We start from the raw sequence: 19,967 nt of genomic DNA on the forward strand, positions 1-19,967 counted from the left end.
TCTGATTTGTTGTTTACTAGCCTCTTGTGGAAAAAAAGGAGATCCAGAATATAGAGACTCGAAACAAAAATCTGAAAATATAATAGTCCTTACAAATAAGGCTTAATGAAATATATCAAAAAAAAACTGATTATTGATAAAGTAAAAATAGAGGATATTGCTAGAAAATTTAATACTCCAACTTATTGCTATTCTTACGCCCAATTAAAAAAAAATATTAGTGATTTTAAAAAAAATTTTAAATCTTTTTCTCCTTTAATTTGTTTTGCAATTAAATCTAATACAAATCTAAATTTAATAAGAGAAATTCAAAAATTTGGTTTGGGTGCGGATGTAGTGTCGATGGGTGAACTTATGATGGCTCTCAAGGCTGGTATTAATCCAAAAAAAATTGTTTTTTCAGGTGTGGGTAAAACGTCGAAAGAAATTAGTTATGCTATTGATAAAAAAATATTATTAATAAACGCAGAGTCTAAGAGTGAAATAAATGAAATTGATAGAATAGCTAAGATAAAAAAAAAGAAAGTACAAATTGGTATTAGATTAAATCCTAATACAGATGCAAAAACTTTAAGCCAAATTTCAACAGGTAAAAAAGAAAATAAATTTGGCGTAAATGAAAAAGAGTTTTTAAAACTTATAAGCTATTGCCAAAATTCAAAAAATATTAATTTAGAATGTTTAAGCGTTCATATTGGAAGTCAAATATTAGACCACAAGCCTTATGAAAAAATGCTTAATGTAGTTGATAAAATAATTGTTAAAACTAAACACAAATTTAAGTTTATTGATATAGGTGGAGGGATGGGAATTTCCTACGAGAAAGGTAGTAAAAAACTTAATTATAGAAAATATAATATTGCTATTAAAAAATTTTTAAAAAGACATTCAACAAAAATAATTTTTGAACCAGGAAGATCCATAGTTGGAGATGTAGGTTATTTAATTTCTAAAGTTATTTATATAAAAGAAAATGAAAAAAAAAATTTTATTATACTAGACGCGGCAATGAATGACTTGATGAGACCAGCTTTATATGGAGCTAATCATAAAACATTACCATCAATAAAAAGAAGTCGAATTTCAAAAAAAACATATGAATTTGTAGGCCCTATTTGCGAAAGTACAGATAAATTTACTTCATTAAAAAAATTTCAAAAATTATATGAAAAAGATATTGTTGTCATGTGTGATGTTGGTGCATATGGAATGTCACTGAGTTCAAATTATAATTTAAGACCTAAACCAGTAGAACTATTGATCAAAGGATCAAAAATTAGAGTTATTAAAAAAAGACAAAAGCATTCTGATTTGATGTAGCTTTTGATAATAATGATTAGAAACCTTATATTTTCAATTTTCTTTTTTACTGGAATAATAATAATTTCATTAATCTTTTTACCTGCTTTTTTCCTTCCTCAAAAAGTTGTCTTAGTTGGTGGTAAATTAATGGGTTATTGGACAAGTTTTTGTTTAAAGGTTTTTTTATCTACTAAAATAATAATCAAAGGCAGAGAAAATATTTTAAATAATGAGAAGTTCTTTATTGCTGCTTCTCATCAATCAATGTTTGAAACCTTTTATCTTCAAACTATTTTTAATTCACCAGTTTTTATTTTGAAAAAAGAATTACTTTTAATTCCAATTTTTGGTTGGTATCTTAAAAAAATTGGATCAATATCGATTAAAAGAAATAAAGTTACCAAAGAAAACCTAGGTTTTTTTCAAGATATATCTAAAATAATTAAAGATTCAGACAGACCGCTAATTATCTTTCCACAAGGTACAAGGGTTTTACCAAACGAAAGACCTCCATTTAAAAAAGGGGCATCAAGAATTTATGAAGAGTTAAAAATTTCTTGCCAGCCAGTTGCTATTAATTCTGGTTATGTTTGGCCAAAAAAAGGACAAAAGAATAATAATAAAATAATAACTATTTCAATTTTAAAACCTATAAAAGCAGGTTACTCCAAAGATGAGTTCATAAGGATTTTAGAAAATAATATTTATCAAGAACTTAATCTTTTGAATTAGCCCTTCATAGGCATCACTACAAATATACTATCAAAATCTCCTGGGTCTTTAATTAAGGCTGGAGAGCCAGTGTCATTAAAAAATATCTCAACTCTTTCACCATCTAATTGTGAAGCAACATCAATTAAGTATCTAGAATTAAAACTTATTTCTAAATCATGGTCAAATTTAACATTTAATGTCTCTTTACCATCGCCACTATTTGTATTGTTAACCGAAAGATCTAATGTGTCTTTTGATAAATTAAACTTTACCCCATCTTTTTTATCTAGAGAAACTGAGGCAACTCTATCAACAGAGTTAAGAAATAATTTTAAATCTATTTCTAGTTTTTTTTGATTATTTTTTGGTATTACTTGGATATAATTAGGAAACTTACCATCGATAAGTTTTGATATTAAAATACTGTTATTTAATTCAAATTTAATTTTTGATTTGATATTAGATACCTTAACATCTCCATCATAGTTCTCTAATAATGAACAAAGTTGAAAAATAGTTTTTTTGGGTAATATGATTGGATCAAAATCAATTTTTTGAGCTAATCTTATTTTTGAAATAGACATTCGGTGGCTATCAGTTGCCACAGCAGTTAAATGATTTTTATCCTCAACCGCAGTCTGATGAAAATAAATCCCACTTAAATAATGTCTTGTTTCATCATTTGAAACAGAAAATTTACATTTATTTAATAGTTTTAACAGCTGCTTAGATTTAATTACAAATTCATTTTGATTAAAGTTTTCATCTGTGAGCGGAAACTCTGTTGCACTAATACAATTTAAATTAAAAATAGATTTTTCAGACTCAACTTGTAATTTACTTATATCTGTCAAAGATAAATTTATTTTTTTACCCGATGAAAATTTTCTTATAATGTCATACATAATCGAGGAGGTTGTTGTCGTTCTACCCTCTTCTAGAACTTCAACATTATTTATTTGATGAATAAATATTAAATCCAAATCGGTAGCTGTTATTGTTAATTTAGAATTACTTGCATCTAATAAAATATTAGACAATATCGGAAGTGTACTTCTTTTTTCAATTACTCCTTGACAATAATTGAGTGCTTGTTGAAGGTCTTGTTGGTTTACATTAAATTTCATTATCTTTATTGTTATATAATATCTGATTTTTAAGTTTATTAATATTATCCACCATTTCTGAGTCCTTTTCTTTAATTTTCTCGATAGTTTTAACTGAGTGTATTATGGTTGTATGGTCTCTATTAGAAAACTCTCTTCCAATTTCTGGTAAAGATTTAGATGTTAAAATTTTTGTTAAATATATAGCAGTTTGCCTTGGTCTGACTAAATATCTAGATCTTCTTGAAGATAGCATTTCATTTTTACTGATTTTAAAAAATTTACAAACTGTGGTTTGTATCAAATCTATTGTTACTTTGTTTTCAGCTAAATTTAACAAATCTTTTAAAACAACTTTAGTTTCAGCTAAATTTGGAACTTTATTGTAGATTCTAGAGAATGATACCACTCTGTTTATTGCTCCAACCAACTCTCTAACACTTGCTGTAATTTCAGAGCTTATAAAATCTTGTATTTCTTTTGATACATGTAATTGATCTACATATAAATTGTTTAGTTCTTCAGTTTTCTTTTCAACAATTTTTTTTCTAAGCTCAAGATCTGGTTTTTGAATATCAACCACTAAACCACCAGAAAATCTGGATTTAATTCTATCTTGAATTCTAGAGAGTTTATTTGGAGCTCTATCAGCTGATACAATTATTTGTGAGCCTTTATCTAATAATGCATTAAATGTGTGAAAAAATTCTTCCTGCATTGCCTCTTTACCACTTATAAACTGAATATCATCAATTAATAAAATATCTGTATTTCTGAAATATTCTTTAAACTTAACCATATCATTAGCTTTAATTGACTTTACAAATTGATACATAAAACGCTCAGCCGATATAAACATTACTTTATTGTTTTTTTTGAGCTCAATTCCAATTGAATTTAATAAATGAGTCTTACCCATTCCAACACCACCATAAATGTAAAGTGGATTGTAATGAGATATATTTTCAGAGACTTTTAATGATGCTTCGTAAGCAAGCTTGTTACTAGTACCAGTTATAAAATTATCAAATCTTTTATTTGGATCTATTCGATTATATTGAAGATAAGAATCTTTTATAAATGAAACATTTTCATTATTATCAGGTATTTTTTCGTTAGTATTTAAATTTTCAAAATTTTGATTTGTATTTTTATCATCAATCTTAAACTCAATTCTAATAATGTCTTTTTTATATAAACGTATAATTTGTAAAATTTGATCTAAATATCTTGAAGTAATCCAATCTCTGATAAACCTTGTTGGAACAGATAATAATAAATAGTTGTTAAATTCATCAACATAAGAAATTTTTTTAAGCCAGCTTTCATAAACATCCTGTCCTAACTTATTTTTCATTTCAGATTGAACTAATTTCCAATCAAAGTTTTCAGACTTAATACTATTTAAATTGTTAATATTTGTAGATTTGTTCATAATGTTTAGGAGAATCTCAGTTAGAACTAATTAAAAAAATTTGCAACAATTTAATATTTTTTTTTAAAAAAAAATAAAATCTATGATTGTAGATTTAGTTTAAGATTTAAAATAAATTTAATTTTATTTTTTTTACAAAATTTTATTTTGAATCAAACACAGATTGAATCGTTTATAGATTGAATCAAAAAATAATTTTTATTTACCAAATCTAGATATGGTAAAACAAAAATAAAATTTTAATATATGATGTGAGTACTCTAGGTTGTTGTTTTATAATCGCTTAAGGCGTTTTAATTTAGATTGCAGAAATTTTTTTTGTTATTCTAGAAACATTTCTTGATGCATTTTGCCTCTTAATGATCCCAGTTTTTGCAATTTTCATCAATTCTGAATTCAATTTTGGCAAGAATTTTAAAGCTTCATCTTTCTTCTTATCATCAATTAAAAGGTTCATTTTTTTAAGAGCATTTCTAAATCTGCTCTTTCTTGCTTTATTAACTGCTGTTTGCTTAGAAATTCTTCTAATTCTCTTAATTGCTGATTTTGTGTTTGCCATATCCGCAGGGGTATAACTTGAGAATTTATGGTGGTCAATAAAATAATTGGCTATTTTTGACAAGAATCACAAAAAAAAGTTGATCTATTAGAGGTTATTTTTTTTCTAATGAGATCAGAGCATCCTATATTTTTGCACTCTATTCCTTCTTGCTGATAAACTTTAAATTCATTTTGAAATCCACCCTTAAATCCTAATGCATCTTTAAAATCTCTTATACTTGATCCACCCATGCTAATGGCTTTTAGTAAAATTTTTCTACTATTAATTATAATTTTTTGGCATTCTTTTTTACTTAATAACTTTGCTTTTTTAATTGGATTGATTTTGCTCAAGAACAAAATCTCACTAGCATAAATATTTCCAATTCCAGAAACAAATTTTTGATCAAGTAAGAAATTTTTTATATCCTTATTTTTACCTTTAAAAAAATTATAAACATAATTTAAATTAAAATTCTTATCAAAAGGCTCTGGACCTAAATGGTTAAATCTTTTAATTAGATCAGAATTACTTTTTATAAGTTGAAAAAAACCAAATCTTCTTGGATCATTATAGATAATCTTAAAATTTTCAAAAACTAATTCTACATGATTGTGTTTTTTTGGTAAAAATGGGGAATTATAAAAACTAGTATTTGTATATTTATTAACTGATTTATTATTAACGATATGTATTGTTCCTGACATTCCAAGATGAATTAAGCAATAATTATCTTCTGGTAAATAAATAATTAGATATTTAGAAAATCGACCCACTTTTATTATTTTTTTATTAAAAAAATAGCTATTAAAATTTACAGGAATTTTTAGTCTTAAATTTCTATTTCTTACTATTACTTTTTTTACCTTTTTTTGTTTAACTTTTTTATTAAGTGATTGTCTTACAATTTCTACTTCTGGTAATTCTGGCATTTCACACTATATTGAATATATATTTTTTTTTATGCAACAATATCTTCAAAATAAAAAAGGGCTTGTAGAAGGTGTATTCGATCAAGTCTACAATAAATATGACCTTATGAATGATTTTATGTCATTAGGTGTTCATAGGTTCTGGAAAAAAAGTCTAATAAATATAATGAACCCATCTTTGGGTAAAAATTTAATCGATGTAGCTTGTGGGACTGGTGACATAGGTAAGCTATATTTGGATAGTACTGATAAAAATAATGAAATTACTTGTGTTGATCCAAACAAAGGAATGGTGGGCCAAGGTAAAGAAAAGCTTTCCAGTTACAAAAATATTAATTGGGTAATTTCTCCAGCTGAAAAACTACCCTTTAAAGACAATGAATTTGATTTTTATACAATTAGTTTTGGACTTAGAAACACGAAAAATTTAAATAAAGCTCTTTCTGAAGCTTATAGAGTTCTAAAACCAGGCGGAAGATACTTTTGCTTAGAATTTTCAAAAATACAAAACTCAAATCTTGATTTTATTTATAAAAATTATTCTAAATTAATTCCAATTATTGGTCAGTTCATTGTTGGAGAAAAAGAACCATATGAATATCTGATTAAAAGCATAGAACAATTTATTAATCAGGAGGAATTAATTCAATTAATGAAAAATAATAAGTTTCAAAACTGTTCTTACAGAAACTTTTCTGGAGGAATTGTTTCAATCCATAGTGGGTGGAAATTTTAATGATAAAAAAACTTATAACCTTATTTAAATTAGGAAGAAAAGTGGCTAAATCAGATATTTTGAGTATTGCCTCAAAATTTAAGAAACCGCCAGTAGCAATAACAATATTATTTCAATTACTTTCCATTTCAATTTCTAAAAATAATCAACAAAAGTTAAATACAAATGAAGGGGAAAGATTATCTAGTTCTTTAGAGTCTATGGGTACTACATTTATAAAGCTTGGACAATTTTTAGCAACTAGACCAGATATTATTGGTGAGGATCTGTCAGCTAAACTTGAAAATTTACAAGATCGTCTTCCACCCTTTTCTATAAACCAAGCACAAGAAATAATTAAAAAGGACCTTGGTGAAGAAACCTATAATTCAATAATTGATTTAAGCGAACCTGTTGCAGCTGCATCGATTGCGCAAGTACACAAAGCTAAAATTAATGATAGTGGGACAATTAAAGATGTAGCTATAAAGATTTTAAGGCCAGATATAAAAAAAATATTTAATGAGGAAATCGATGCAATGATGTTATTTGCATTCATCATTGAGTCGTTTGTAAAAAAAACAAAAAGATTAAAACTTGTTGAAGTGGTATTTTTATTAAAAGAAATAACAAACCTTGAAATGGATTTAAGATTTGAAGCAGCAGCAGCCAATGAATATGCAGAAAATACTAAAAATGATGCTGGATTTAAAGTTCCTCAAATTTATTGGAATTTTACTAGTGAAAATGTAATGACACTTGATTGGATTGATGGCGTATCTATAAGAGAGACGGAAGAATTAAAGAATAGAAATTTAGATACAAATAAAATTGCAGAAGACATTATTCAACATTTTTTAAGACATGCTGTGAGGGATGGTTTTTTTCATGCAGATATGCACCAAGGAAATATTTTTATTGATAATAATGGTCAAATAGCTCCTATCGATTTTGGCATAATGGGTAGATTAGATAAGGTTAGCAAGAGATTTTTAGCTGAAATTTTATATGGGTTTATTCAAAGGGATTATAAAAAAGTTGCAGAAGTGCATTTGGTAGCTGGATTAGTTCCAAATAATGTTCCAATCGATGATTTGGCTCAAGCGTTAAGATCAATAGGAGAGCCTATATTTGGACAAGCAGTCAAAGATATATCTGGTGGTAAATTACTAAAACAATTATTTGATGTAACTGAAAAATTTAATATGCAAACTCAACCTCAATTATTAATGTTGCAAAAAACTATGGTGGTAGTTGAAGGTGTTGCAAGAAAATTAAATCCAGATACGAATATATGGACAACGTCTAAGCCTGTACTGGAAAATTGGTTAAGAGAAACAAAAGATCCGATGAACACAATTACAGAAACTTTAAACAATACATCAGAGGTTATAAAAAGATTGCCTGAATTTCCTGAGATAATGGATAAAGCCAATCAAGCTTTAACATTTTTAGCCAGCGGTCAAATCCCACAAAACTCAAATTCTTATACAGCCTTAAATAATAAAAAATCAGAAATGACTGCTTTTAGAAACCAATCTATTATTGGTTTATTAGTTCTTGTAATTATAGGGTTATTGGTATTTTAATTCGACAAATGAAAAATCTGATAGACAAAAAAATCCTCTATATAATTTGTGGTGGGATTTCTGCTTATAAAAGTCTTGAAACAATACGGCTTTTCAAAAAAAATGGGGCACAAATTAAAACAATTTTAACCAATAGTGCCAAGGAATTTATAACACCTCTTTCAGTTGCATCACTTTCACAAGGCAAAGTTTACAGCGATTTATTTAGTGTTGAAAATGAAACGGAGATGGATCATATTGCTTTATCAAGGTGGGCAGATGTAATTTTAATTGCACCAGCTACAGCAAATACTATTTCTAAATTAGCTCAAGGAACTACTGATGATTTAGCATCCTCTGTAGTTCTTGCCTCAAATAAAGAAATTTATTTAGCCCCAGCAATGAATGTCAGAATGTGGGAACATCAATCTACAAAACAAAACTTAAAAAAACTAATAAATTATGGTTATAAACTTATTGGTCCCGAAATTGGTGACATGGCTTGTGGAGAATATGGTGAGGGAAAAATGTCTGAGCCTGATAAAATTTCTAATGAAATCAGCAATTATTTCTTAAATCTTAAAAAAAATAAAAAATTAAAAGCACTAGTAACAGCTGGTCCAACAAACGAATATATTGATCCTGTAAGATTTATTACAAATAAATCTAGCGGCAAACAAGGATATGAAATTGCTAAATCTTTATCTAAGAAAGGCTTTAATACAACTCTTATTTCAGGTCCGACTAATCTAAAAATTAATAATGATATAAAACTTATTGAAGTTGAAACAACAGATGAAATGTTATTAGAAACTCAAAAAAACTTACCTGCCGATGTGGCAGTTTTTTCTGCTGCAGTTGCTGATTTTAAAATTAATAAAAAATACGAAAATAAAATTAAAAAACAGAATTCCTTAAGTCTAAATTTAGAAAAAAATGTAGACATATTGAGTTATGTTTCAAATCATAATTCGATGAGGCCAAAACTTGTTATAGGATTTGCAGCAGAAACAGATAATGTTGAAAATAATGCTGAAGCAAAATTGAATAATAAAAATTGTGATTGGATTATTGCAAACGATGTGTCCAATAAAAAGATTGGCTTTAACTCTGATTTTAATGAAGTAACGATTCACTATAGTGATAAAAATAAAGAAAAACTCTCATATAAAAAGAAATCTGAAATATCTGATGAAATAGTTGATAGAATAATTAATCAATTAAACTAATGACGAAAGTTCTTATAAAAAAATTAGACTCATCTGTTGAGTTGCCTACATATAAAACTAATGGAGCATCAGGTATGGATTTAATGGCTTTTATAAATGAGCCAATTACATTAAAACCACAAAACTCTTGTTTAGTTCCAACCGGTATTTCTGTTGCTTTTCCTAGTGAATTTGAGATTCAAATTAGACCAAGATCTGGTTTAGCTGCTAAAAATAATATTAGTGTTTTAAATACCCCGGGAACAATAGACAGCGATTATAGAGGTGAGATCAAGGTTATTCTTTATAATCATGGTAATACTGATTTTGTAATAAATAATAAAGATAGAATAGCTCAAATGATTTTGACTCCTGTTATTAAAATGAATTTAGAAGAAACAGATACTTTACCTGGAACGGTTAGGGGAGAAGGTGGATTTGGCTCAACTGGAAAATGAGTTCAAAGTTAAGTAAAAATCAACTCGAAAAATATTCGAGACAAATTATTTTAAAAAATATTGGTATTTTAGGTCAGAAAAAAATTTTAAACTCAAAGGTGTTAATTGTTGGTATGGGCGGATTAGGTTGCCCGGTAGCTGAATTTTTGACCAGATCAGGAGTTGGAGCTATAGGTATTATAGATCATGATTTAGTTAGTCTTTCAAATGTTCATCGGCAAACTTTGTATGATGAAAAAGATTTAGGAAAATTTAAAGTTAAAATCGCAAAAAAAAAATTAAATAATATTAATTCAAAAACTAAAATTGATACTTATAATTTTAAGTTAGACAAAAAGAAATTTATAAAGATTATAAAAAATTATGATTATATTGTCGATGGCACAGATAATTTTGAAACAAAATTTTTAATTAATGATATAAGCTTGAAGTATAAAAAATTTCTTGTAACTGGGGCTATAAGTAAATTTGATGGTCATGTATTTACTTTTGATTTTGATAACATAAAAAATCCTTGTTTAAGATGTTTTTATCAAGAAGAAACTATTTCTGATGACATTTTAAACTGTGAATATGAAGGAATTCTTGGCACTATTGCTGGTATTATTGGTACTATGCAAGCTAACGAAATTTTAAAAAAGATTTTAAATGTTGGAAAAAATTTAAATGGATATATTTTAATTCTAGATTTGTTAAATTTAAACTTTCGAAAAGTAAAATTTAGTAAAAGAAAAAAATGTATTTGTAATTAATGTATAAGATTTTTTACACACTAATTTATTTGTTAATTATAATATCATCTTCTATTGCTGAAGAAACTTTTGTTTCTTTAAAAAAAAATAAAGTAAATGTTCGCTACGGCCCTAGTTTTGACTCAGATATCAAATATGTTTATAAAAAAATTAACCTACCCTTAAAACAAATTGATAAAAAAGAAAATTTTAGAAGAATAATTGGTTTAAAAAATAACAGTGGCTGGATACATATTTCACAATTAAAAAAGAATAATTCTGTTATTGCAACTCAAAATAAAATTTTATTTAAAGACCCATCCTCATTCGCAAAACCTATAGCCCAAATAGAAAAGGGCAGACTGTTAATCGTAGATAAGTGTCAGGAAAAATGGTGTAAAATCAAATCGGGTGATTATCAAGGATGGATTAAAACTAAGGATATTTGGGGCTTAATTAACTAAAATCAGCTGATAAAGAGCTCAGGTTTGCTGTACTTAGTTTTGTCGTATGTGAATACTCTTTGTGATCTATTCCAATTTCGACATCAATACTATCTGATTTGAACTTTTTAATTTGTTCATCATTAAGTTTAAAATGAATGAATTGAACTGAAGATGCCTTTCCTTCTGCAGAAGTTCTATCAACATCTTCTTCAGGAATTGCGTTGATTAACTCACCATCTATTTTAATGAAAACTTTTTCTTCAATTCCTCCAACTTTGCTAAGGAATGCAGCTCTTGAAACTGGGTTATCAATTTCAAACATTAATGTGGCTGTAAGTTCTTTTCCATTCGGTATTAGAGGATTGTAAGCTACCAGTTCATCTTTTAATTGTTCATCCCCACCTTTTTCAATATAAAGCATCTCCTGAACCTGTGCTAACATTGTTTCATAACTTTCAAAATAAAAAGTAGCGTATGGTCCAAGTGCTATTCTTCTGTCTTTTTTAAAATTAACAATGTTTTTTCTAAGCTCTTTTCTGTTTTTTGTATAAACATCTAAAGGCATAATATCTTCATTTAAAATTTCTTTTTTTTCTCTTGGCATGATCATAATCTATAACTTTTTGCCATTAATTCTATAGGATGTAACGCCTCATCGTTAGAAATATTTGTGTCAACTTCTAATTGTTTCAAATGTTTACCGGCTAGAGGACAATCAGAAGCCATATATTTATTATTTTTATTTTTTATTTGTCTGGCAGTTGGTCTTCCAACTTTATTTGCCAAATCATGAGTATCTTTCATCACACCAAAAGTACCTCCATGTCCAGCGCATCTTTCAACAACATCTAACTTAACATTTGGAATAAGTTTCAACATGTCTCTTGATTTAATACCCATATTTTGAGCTCGTGCATGACATGCATTGTGAACTGTTACACCACCGTCTATTTCTTGTAACCCTTCAGCCAAGCCTTCGTTATTTGCTATATCAACAACGTATTCGTCTATATCCATTACATTTGAAGATAATCTTTTTATGTTTTCATCTTTAGGTAATAAAAGAGGCCATTCAAATTTTAACATCAAACCACAACTAGCTGTTAAAGTTATTACTTTATAACCTTTATCAACCCACTCTAATAAATCTTTAGATACTTTTTTTGCCTGATCAACAACCTTAGGAAGGTCTGCCTGTTCTAAAAAAGGCATACCACAACAACCCGGGTAAGCTTCTTGGACTTCAACTCCATTTTTTTTTAAAACTTTTAGCGCAGAAACTCCTGTATTTTTTTTATTAAAATTTACAAAACAAGTTGTGTAGATTACAACTTTTCTATCTTTGTTTGGAGTTTTAAAATTTATTTTATCTTTATTTTTTCTAAAAAAATTTGAAAATGTTTCTGAGTTATATTTTGGTAATTGAACTCTTTTATCAATTCCTGCAACAATTTCTAAAATTTTTCTAAAAAGTTTATTTTTAATACTCGATGCCCAATTAACTATTTTTGAAAACATAACACCTATTTTTGCGTTTCTATCAATTTGGGCTAATTGTGTTGGTACACTTGGTAATTTACCAAGTTTTTTTTGAGCTGTTCTGTATCTCAACATCAAATGAGGAAAGTCTAGATCAAAATCGTGAGGGGGTACATATGGGCATTTAGTCATAAAACACATATCACATAAAGTACATGCATCAACAACTGGTTCAAACTGTTCACTCTTTAAACTTTCAACATCCTCGTTTTCAGACTCATCAATCATATCAAATAACTTTGGAAACGAGTCACATAGATTAAAACATCTTCTGCAACCATGGCAGATATCAAATGCTCTTCTCATTTCAGCATCTAATTTTTCAGGATTTAAAAAATCAGGATGCTCAAAATTTATTGGGTGTCGAATAGGGGCGTCTAAGCTACCTTCTTTGCTCATAATTTTAATTGAAATTTTTTTGAATATTTAGTGGGCATATTATGCCCACTAAAAAAATATATTAGCTAATCGATTCTAAAGTTTTTTGGAATTTACCAGCGTGTGATTTTTCAGCTTTTGCTAAAGTTTCAAACCAATCAGCAATTTCCTCAAATCCTTCTTCTCTAGCTGTCTTAGCCATACCAGGATACATGTCTGTATATTCATGTGTTTCACCTTGTACTGCAGATGCTAAATTAGCTTTAGTTTCGCCAATTGGTAAACCGGTAGCTGGATCACCTACTTCTTCTAAATACTCTAGGTGACCATGCGCGTGACCTGTTTCACCTTCTGCTGTTGATCTAAATACTGATGCAACATCATTGTATCCTTCGATGTCTGCTTTTTGTGCGAAATAAAGATATCTTCTATTTGCTTGGCTTTCACCAGCAAATGCAGCTTCTAGATTTTCTTTTGTCTTTGTTCCTTTTAATGACATTGTATTCTCCTTAGTTTAATGATGTTAAAAGATATAATGTTTCTAAACTTAAAGTCAATAGTTTAGAATAATTATAATGTATTATTTAAATGATTGATTTTATTAGATTAATTTTGATTTTGATTATCACTCGCAACTTTAATCAAAACTTCGACTGATTTTATTTTTTTTCCAGTAATATTATTTTTGACATTTATAGAATCTATATCGTTTTGATTACAATCTATTAATTCATGGGTATCTTCATCATAAAAATGATGATGGGCTGATGTGTTTGTATCAAAATAACTTTTATCGCTATTTATTGTTATCTCTTTTAGATAACCTTTTTTTTCAAAATGATGAACTGTATTATAAACCGTAGCTAACGAAATCTTTTCGTTTAAATCTTCTGAAATTTTTTTTGCTAAATCGTTAATTGTAAAATGAAATGTTTTGTCTCTATTAAATAGAACTTCGCAGATTTTAACCCTTTGTTTTGTTGGTCTTAACCCAGCTTCTCTTAATTTATCAATAAAATTGCAGTTTTTTGACATATTTCTTTATAATTATTCTAAACTAAAAATAAATTGTAGCGTTTTATTATATTATATTATCATTAAATCAAGTATTAAGGGAACTCAAATTTTATGAAAAAAAACTCTTATAGCTACGATGATCTCATAACATGTGGAAATGGTGAGCTTTTTGGCCCAGGAAACGCCAAATTACCACTTCCTCCAATGCTCATGTTTGATAGAATAACTGAGATTAACGAAAACAACGGTTCTTATAATAAAGGCTCATTAAAAGCTGAATTAGATATTAAAGATGAGCTTTGGTTTTTTGAATGTCACTTTAAAGGGGATCCAGTAATGCCAGGATGTCTAGGTCTTGATGCAATGTGGCAGTTAGTTGGGTTTTATTTGGGTTGGCTTGGAAACCCAGGTAAAGGACGAGCTCTTGGAGTTGGCACAGTAAAGTTTACTGGTGAAGTTATTAAGAGTGTTAAAAATGTAAGGTATGAAATTGATATGAAAAAAATTATGTCGCCTGGAGGAACCACTGTTGGTTTAGCTAATGGTTTAGTGTTTGCAGATGATAAAAAAATATATTCAGCAGATAGTTTAAAAGTGGGATTATTTAAATAATGAGAAGAGTGGTAATAACAGGACTAGGGGTTGTTTCTTGTTTAGGAAACAATCAAGAAGAAGTTCATCAATCATTAATTAATTCAAAATCAGGAATTTCTTATGCTGAAGAATATAAAGAACATAATCTTAAAAGTCATGTTCATGGTAAACCAAATATAAAACTTGAAGATCATATTGATAGAAAAACAATTAGATTTATGGGCTCAGGTTCTGCTTACAATTATATTGCTATGAAAGAAGCAATTGAGGACTCGGGTTTAGAAGATACAGAAGTAAGTAATTTTAAAACTGGTATTGTCATGGGCTCAGGAGGACCTTCAATTGAAAATGTAATTTTAGCAGCAGATAAAACTCGAGCTAAAACTCCAAAATTAATGGGACCATTTATTGTACCAAGAACAATGGCAAGTACTGCATCTGCAACTCTAGCTGTTCCATTTAAAATTAAAGGTACAAATTACACAATGAGTTCTGCTTGCGCAACAAGCGGACACTGTATTGGAAATTCAATGGAATTAATTCAGATGGGTAAACAAGATGTTGTTTTTGCTGGTGGAAGTGAAGAAGTTCACTGGGCAATGACTGCGATGTTTGATGCTATGACAGCATTATCATCAAAATATAACGATGTACCTGAAACAGCGTCTAGAGCATATGACAAAACAAGAGATGGTTTTGTAATAGCTGGTGGTGCAGGTGTATTAGTGCTTGAAGAGTACGAGCATGCTAAAGCAAGAGGTGCTAAAATATATGCAGAATTAACTGGTTATGGAGCAACTTCTGATGGATACGATATGGTAGCTCCATCTGGTGAAGGAGCTGTGAGATGTATGCAAATGGCAATGTCTACAGCTAAAAATAAAATTGATTATATTAATACTCATGGAACTTCTACTCCAGTTGGAGATATTACAGAACTAAATGCTGTTAAAAATACTTTTGGTGACAATATTCCAAAAATTAGTTCAACAAAATCTTTATCAGGACATCCACTAGGTGCTGCTTCGGTTCATGAAGCAATCTATTGTTTAATAATGATGAAAAATAATTTTATTGCTGGATCAGCAAACATTAATGAGATGGACGAAGAAGCTAAAAAATTTCCAATAGTTTCAAAAACTGAGACTGGTACAACTTTAAACACTGTTATGTCTAACAGTTTTGGTTTTGGTGGAACTAATGCTGCATTAATTTTTGAAAAGGTTTAAATTATGAGTTTGATGAAAGGTAAAAAAGGATTAATCATGGGTGTTGCCAATGAAAGATCTATTGCTTGGGGTATTTCACAAAAACTCGCTGAGGCTGGAGCAGAACTTGCATTTACCTATTTAGGTGAAGCTTTAAAAAAAAGAGTTATTCCTTTGGCAGAAAAATTAAATTCAAAAGTAACATTTAGTTGTGATGTTGAAAAAAAAGAAGATGTCACAAAATTGTTTGAGGATGTTAAATCTCAATGGGGAGAAATTGATTTTGTAGTTCATGCAATTGCGTTTTCGGACAAGTCAGAATTATCTGGTGAATATTTAAATACAACTAGAGAAAATTTTTTAAGAAGTATGTTGATTTCATGTTTTTCATTTACAGAAGTTGCAAAAGAAGCATCTAAAATAATGAAAGATGGTGGAAGTCTAATTACTCTAAGCTATGAAGCAAACAAGGCTATTCCTAATTACAATGTAATGGGTGTGTGTAAGGCAGCTTTAGAATCTAGTGTTAAATATCTAGCAAGAGATTTAGGCGCTAAAGGTATGAGAGTAAATGCAATAAGTGCCGGACCTATTAAAACACTAGCAGCTTCTGCTATTGGAGATGCAAAATTCCTATATAAATGGAATGAAGACCATTCTTTCCTTAAAAGAAACGTAGATATACATGATGTTGGGAATTCAGCATTGTATCTACTAAGTGATCTTGCAAACGGTGTTACTGGTGAAATTCACTATGTAGATGCTGGATATAACAAGGTTGGGATGCCAGATCCTAAGAATATCTCCTAAAATATAGTTTAATTTAGTTAATTTTTTTTAGAATTAGCATAAAAATGTAATATCAGAGATTATGTTAAAAGTTGGTTTTTACCTTAGAGAATTAAACTTCAGAGGAATAGCTAATTCAATCTATATTTATGCTAGGAACAATCAGACAATTTTAAAAAATAAATCAATTATATTTTATAATTCAACTGCTTTGGACAATCGACCAGAAGCAATAAAAGAATTTAAAAAAAAATTTAAAACAATTAAGGTTTCAAGTATTGATGAGTTAGAAATTATAAATAAAGATTTAAAATTAGATTATATCTATTTTCAGAGAGATGGTGCTAAAGATAAAATAGTGAATAATTCTAAAAATATAATTCACGCTGTATTTCCTCAGAATATATTTCAATATCATGGGTCTAACTATGCATTTATATCTAAATGGCTATCTAAAACTTGCTCAAATAATAAATTTCCATTTGCCCCTTTACCAGTTCAGCTTTTAAAAAATAATCAAAATTTAAGAACCAAACTAAAGATCCCTAAAGATGCTAAAGTGTTTGGATATCATGGAGGAGAAACTAGTTTTGATCTAAATTTTGTAAAAGATGTTATTAAAAAAGTAGTTAGTCAAAATAAAAAAATATATTTTTTATTTATGAATATTAGAAAATTCTATAATCATAAAAAAGTTATATTTATCAAAGGTACATTCAATCAAACTCAAAAAGTTAAATTTATTAATTCATGTAATGCAATGTTACACGCAAGGTCTTTAGGAGAAAGTTTTGGTCTATCTTGTGCTGAATTTGCTATAAAAAATAAGCCTATATTTACATATGGTTTTTGTAGACAAAGAGCTCATTTTGAAATCTGTAAAAATAATATAATTCCATATTATTCATATAAGGATTTAAATTTAAAAATAATTAATTTTGATAAAGATAGAAATTATAATTCAAATGATCTTAAAAAAGAATTATCTGAAAAAAGTACAATTAAGATTTTTAAAAAAATTCTTTTAAATAAAAATCAGCAAAAACCATCTACAAATATAATAGATTATATAGTTGTTAGTTTTTTCTTTTTACAAAGAAATTACTTCTATTTTAGACATAAGATTTACACTAATTTTTATAAAATCTTTTAACAAAAAAACCCCCGAAACTCTCATTCCAGGGGTTTAAAATTTTAATTTAAAAAGTTATTCTGCAGCTTGTTTCATAGAAAGTTTAACTTTACCTCTATCGAAACCAATCACTTTAACTTTTACTTCGTCACCTTCTTTGACAACGTCAGTAACTTTAGCAACTCTTTTATCTGCTAATTCTGAAATATGAACAAGTCCATCTTGTTTTCCTAAGAAATTAACAAATGCACCAAATTCCATAATTTTCATAACTTTACCTGAATAAATTTTATTCAGTTCAGCTTTTGCTGTGATGTCTTTAATGAACTGCATAGCAATGTTTCTAGACTCTTCGTCAGGAGCGGCAACTGTTACAACTCCTTCGTCATTTACATCAACTTTTGCACCTGATTTTTCAACAATCTCCCTGATCGTTGCACCACCTTTACCAATCACAGCAGCGATATCTTTTTTATCAACTGTAATCTGTTCCATTTTTGGAGTGTGTTGTCCAACATCAGCTCTTGACTCACTTAAAGCTTTATTCATTTCACCTAAGATATGAACTCTTCCATCTTTAGCCTGTTTTAAAGCCTGCTCCATGATTTCAAAAGTAATACCAGTAATTTTGATATCCATTTGAAGTGAAGTAATTCCATCTTTAGTTCCAGCAACTTTAAAGTCCATGTCTCCTAAGTGATCTTCATCACCTAAAATGTCTGATAGGACACTAAAATCATCACCTTCTTTAATTAAACCCATTGCAATACCTGCAACTGGTTCTTTAATCGGTACACCAGCATCCATTAACGCAAGTGAAGCCCCACAAACAGTAGCCATTGAAGAAGAACCATTAGACTCTGTAATCTCTGATACTATTCTAAAAGTGTATGGAAACGCCTCTTTTGAAGGTAGTGAAGAATTTATTGCTCTCCATGCTAATTTTCCATGACCAACTTCACGTCTTCCCGTTCCAATTCTTCCGGTTTCACCAACTGAAAAAGGAGGAAAGTTGTAATGAAGCATAAATCTTTCTCTGGACTGTCCATCTAGACTTTCTATTCTTTGTTCATCATCAGAAGTACCTAAAGTAGTTACTACAATCGCTTGTGTTTCCCCTCTAGTAAATAATGCTGAACCATGAGTTCTTGGTAAAACACCAACTTCACATTCAATAGCTCTTACATCAGCTAAACCTCTACCATCAATTCTTTTTTTGTTTTTAAGAATATCAGTTCTAACAATTTTCTTTTCAAGATTTTTTAACTCATCATTAACATTAAAATCAGAATAATTTTCATTATCAGCAAAAAGCTGCTTGGCTTTTTCAGATATTTCTGAAATTTGATTTGATCTATCTTGTTTATCTATTGTTCCAAAAGCTTTGGTTAGACCTTCGGTAAATTCACTCTCAAGTTTTTGCTTAACTTCAGATAAATCTTTCTTTTCAACAGTCCACTCAGGTTTTCTACATTCTTTTGCAAGTTCCTCAATCATTTCGATTACGGGAACAAATCCCTCATGACCAAATTTAACTGCATCTAACATTACTTCTTCTGTTAAACCTGATGTTTCAGATTCAACCATAAGCACAGCATCTTTAGTACCTGCTACAACTAAATCTAAAGTAGAGTTTTCTAATTCAGTTTTTGATGGGTTAAGAATAAACTTACCATCAATATAACCTACTCTAGACGCTCCTACAGGACCCATAAATGGCATTCCTGAGATAGCTAACGCTGCAGAAGATGCATTAATTGCTAAGATGTCTGGTTGATTTTCTTTATCATATGAAATTACTGTTGGTAATAACTGAACCTCATTTTTAAATTCACCAGGAAACAAAGGTCTGATAGGTCTATCAATTAATCTTGATATTAATTGTTCACTTTCAGTGGGTCTTGCTTCTCTCTTAAAAAATCCACCTGGAATTTTTCCACCTGCATAATATTTTTCTTGGTAGTTCACTGATAATGGAAAATAATCCATATCTGGATTTACTTTCTTTGCTCCTACCACCGTTGCTAAAATAACTGTTTCACCACATGAAGCGATGATTGCTCCGTCTGCCTGTCTTGCTACTTTACCTGTTTCTAAACTTATCTTCTTTCCTGCTACTTCTATTTCTTTCTTGTGTACTTTAAACATTTCATT

At 28.8% G+C, this 19,967-nt stretch carries 21 protein-coding genes; 12 read left to right on the forward strand and 9 right to left on the reverse strand.

The genetic code is table 11. From position 1 onward, the window contains the following. Window positions 1-105 precede the first annotated feature (105 nt). Both lysA and F754_RS0106715 read left to right on the forward strand, forming a co-directional pair. Window positions 106-1,320, forward strand: a complete 1,215-nt coding sequence (gene lysA / locus F754_RS0106710; RefSeq protein WP_023649146.1) for a diaminopimelate decarboxylase — start codon at window positions 106-108, stop codon at window positions 1,318-1,320. Window positions 1,321-1,332: 12 nt separating this feature from the next. Continuing rightward, a complete protein-coding gene (locus F754_RS0106715; RefSeq protein WP_023649147.1) occupies window positions 1,333-2,034 on the forward strand; it encodes a 1-acyl-sn-glycerol-3-phosphate acyltransferase in 702 nt (233 codons plus the stop codon). Here the strand turns inward: F754_RS0106715 and dnaN are convergent. The 4 genes from dnaN to mutM form a co-directional block, all read right to left on the reverse strand. Continuing rightward, window positions 2,031-3,143 (reverse strand): DNA polymerase III subunit beta, encoded by a 1,113-nt coding sequence (dnaN, locus tag F754_RS0106720; protein ID WP_023649148.1) that lies wholly within the window; start codon window positions 3,141-3,143, stop codon window positions 2,031-2,033. The two genes, F754_RS0106715 and dnaN, sit on opposite strands and share 4 nt — an antisense overlap. Continuing rightward, window positions 3,133-4,557: a chromosomal replication initiator protein DnaA gene (dnaA, locus tag F754_RS0106725; RefSeq protein ID WP_023649149.1), complete on the reverse strand. Its 1,425-nt coding sequence runs from the start codon at window positions 4,555-4,557 to the stop codon at window positions 3,133-3,135. Before dnaA ends, dnaN begins: the two co-directional genes overlap by 11 nt. A gap of 298 nt (window positions 4,558-4,855) precedes the next feature. Then, window positions 4,856-5,116 (reverse strand): 30S ribosomal protein S20, encoded by a 261-nt coding sequence (gene rpsT, locus F754_RS0106730; protein ID WP_023649150.1) that lies wholly within the window; start codon window positions 5,114-5,116, stop codon window positions 4,856-4,858. 50 nt (window positions 5,117-5,166) lie between these two features. Next, complete coding sequence (gene mutM, locus F754_RS0106735; RefSeq protein WP_023649151.1) at window positions 5,167-6,030, reverse strand: bifunctional DNA-formamidopyrimidine glycosylase/DNA-(apurinic or apyrimidinic site) lyase; 864 nt, start codon at window positions 6,028-6,030, stop codon at window positions 5,167-5,169. A gap of 31 nt (window positions 6,031-6,061) precedes the next feature. On the opposite strand from mutM, the gene ubiE reads away from it, so the two are divergent. From ubiE to F754_RS0106765, 6 genes are read left to right on the forward strand one after another with little or no spacing between them, the layout of a single operon-like run. Further along, complete coding sequence (ubiE, locus tag F754_RS0106740; protein ID WP_023649152.1) at window positions 6,062-6,766, forward strand: bifunctional demethylmenaquinone methyltransferase/2-methoxy-6-polyprenyl-1,4-benzoquinol methylase UbiE; 705 nt, start codon at window positions 6,062-6,064, stop codon at window positions 6,764-6,766. Continuing rightward, window positions 6,766-8,334 (forward strand): 2-polyprenylphenol 6-hydroxylase, encoded by a 1,569-nt coding sequence (gene ubiB, locus F754_RS0106745; RefSeq protein ID WP_023649153.1) that lies wholly within the window; start codon window positions 6,766-6,768, stop codon window positions 8,332-8,334. The genes ubiE and ubiB overlap by 1 nt, the downstream gene beginning before the upstream one ends. Window positions 8,335-8,342: 8 nt before the next feature. Next, complete coding sequence (coaBC, locus tag F754_RS0106750) at window positions 8,343-9,542, forward strand: bifunctional phosphopantothenoylcysteine decarboxylase/phosphopantothenate--cysteine ligase CoaBC (RefSeq protein WP_023649154.1); 1,200 nt, start codon at window positions 8,343-8,345, stop codon at window positions 9,540-9,542. After that, window positions 9,542-9,979, forward strand: a complete 438-nt coding sequence (gene dut / locus F754_RS0106755) for a dUTP diphosphatase (RefSeq protein WP_023649155.1) — start codon at window positions 9,542-9,544, stop codon at window positions 9,977-9,979. The genes coaBC and dut overlap by 1 nt, the downstream gene beginning before the upstream one ends. Beyond that, window positions 9,976-10,731 (forward strand): HesA/MoeB/ThiF family protein, encoded by a 756-nt coding sequence (locus tag F754_RS0106760; RefSeq protein WP_023649156.1) that lies wholly within the window; start codon window positions 9,976-9,978, stop codon window positions 10,729-10,731. The genes dut and F754_RS0106760 overlap by 4 nt, the downstream gene beginning before the upstream one ends. Continuing rightward, window positions 10,731-11,174, forward strand: coding sequence for a hypothetical protein (locus F754_RS0106765; protein ID WP_023649157.1), 444 nt, complete (start codon window positions 10,731-10,733; stop codon window positions 11,172-11,174). The genes F754_RS0106760 and F754_RS0106765 overlap by 1 nt, the downstream gene beginning before the upstream one ends. On the opposite strand, the gene F754_RS0106770 is transcribed toward F754_RS0106765, so the two are convergent. From F754_RS0106770 to F754_RS0106785, 4 genes are all read right to left on the reverse strand, one after another. Next, window positions 11,167-11,760, reverse strand: coding sequence for a DUF3501 family protein (locus F754_RS0106770; protein WP_023649158.1), 594 nt, complete (start codon window positions 11,758-11,760; stop codon window positions 11,167-11,169). The genes F754_RS0106765 and F754_RS0106770 overlap by 8 nt on opposite strands. 2 nt (window positions 11,761-11,762) lie before the next feature. Continuing rightward, window positions 11,763-13,094 (reverse strand): glycerol-3-phosphate dehydrogenase subunit C, encoded by a 1,332-nt coding sequence (locus F754_RS0106775; RefSeq protein ID WP_023649159.1) that lies wholly within the window; start codon window positions 13,092-13,094, stop codon window positions 11,763-11,765. Window positions 13,095-13,155: 61 nt separating this feature from the next. Further along, window positions 13,156-13,572: a rubrerythrin family protein gene (locus tag F754_RS0106780; protein WP_023649160.1), complete on the reverse strand. Its 417-nt coding sequence runs from the start codon at window positions 13,570-13,572 to the stop codon at window positions 13,156-13,158. A 107-nt stretch (window positions 13,573-13,679) separates the two neighbouring features. Then, a complete protein-coding gene (locus F754_RS0106785; protein WP_023649161.1) occupies window positions 13,680-14,108 on the reverse strand; it encodes a transcriptional repressor in 429 nt (142 codons plus the stop codon). A gap of 93 nt (window positions 14,109-14,201) precedes the next feature. Here F754_RS0106785 and fabA point away from each other — a divergent pair, with 93 nt between their 5' ends. The 4 genes from fabA (at window position 14,202) to F754_RS07665 (ending at window position 17,834) form a co-directional block, all read left to right on the forward strand. Beyond that, window positions 14,202-14,702, forward strand: coding sequence for a bifunctional 3-hydroxydecanoyl-ACP dehydratase/trans-2-decenoyl-ACP isomerase (fabA, locus tag F754_RS0106790; protein WP_023649162.1), 501 nt, complete (start codon window positions 14,202-14,204; stop codon window positions 14,700-14,702). Further along, window positions 14,702-15,913 carry a beta-ketoacyl-ACP synthase I gene (fabB, locus tag F754_RS0106795; RefSeq protein ID WP_023649163.1) on the forward strand — a complete coding sequence of 404 codons (1,212 nt, stop codon included), beginning with the start codon at window positions 14,702-14,704 and terminating at the stop codon, window positions 15,911-15,913. Before fabA ends, fabB begins: the two co-directional genes overlap by 1 nt. Before the next feature lie 3 nt (window positions 15,914-15,916). Then, window positions 15,917-16,702: an SDR family oxidoreductase gene (locus tag F754_RS0106800; protein WP_023649164.1), complete on the forward strand. Its 786-nt coding sequence runs from the start codon at window positions 15,917-15,919 to the stop codon at window positions 16,700-16,702. 61 nt (window positions 16,703-16,763) lie between these two features. Beyond that, complete coding sequence (locus tag F754_RS07665) at window positions 16,764-17,834, forward strand: hypothetical protein (protein WP_023649165.1); 1,071 nt, start codon at window positions 16,764-16,766, stop codon at window positions 17,832-17,834. 54 nt (window positions 17,835-17,888) lie between these two features. Here the strand turns inward: F754_RS07665 and pnp are convergent, their stop codons facing one another. Continuing rightward, entirely contained in the window at window positions 17,889-19,961 is a 2,073-nt protein-coding gene (gene pnp / locus F754_RS0106810; RefSeq protein ID WP_023649166.1) for a polyribonucleotide nucleotidyltransferase, read from the reverse strand. Window positions 19,962-19,967: the final 6 nt, after the last annotated feature.

Origin of the sequence: Candidatus Pelagibacter ubique HTCC8051, assembly GCF_000472605.1 — a bacterium.
Lineage (GTDB): Bacteria > Pseudomonadota > Alphaproteobacteria > Pelagibacterales > Pelagibacteraceae > Pelagibacter > Pelagibacter communis_B.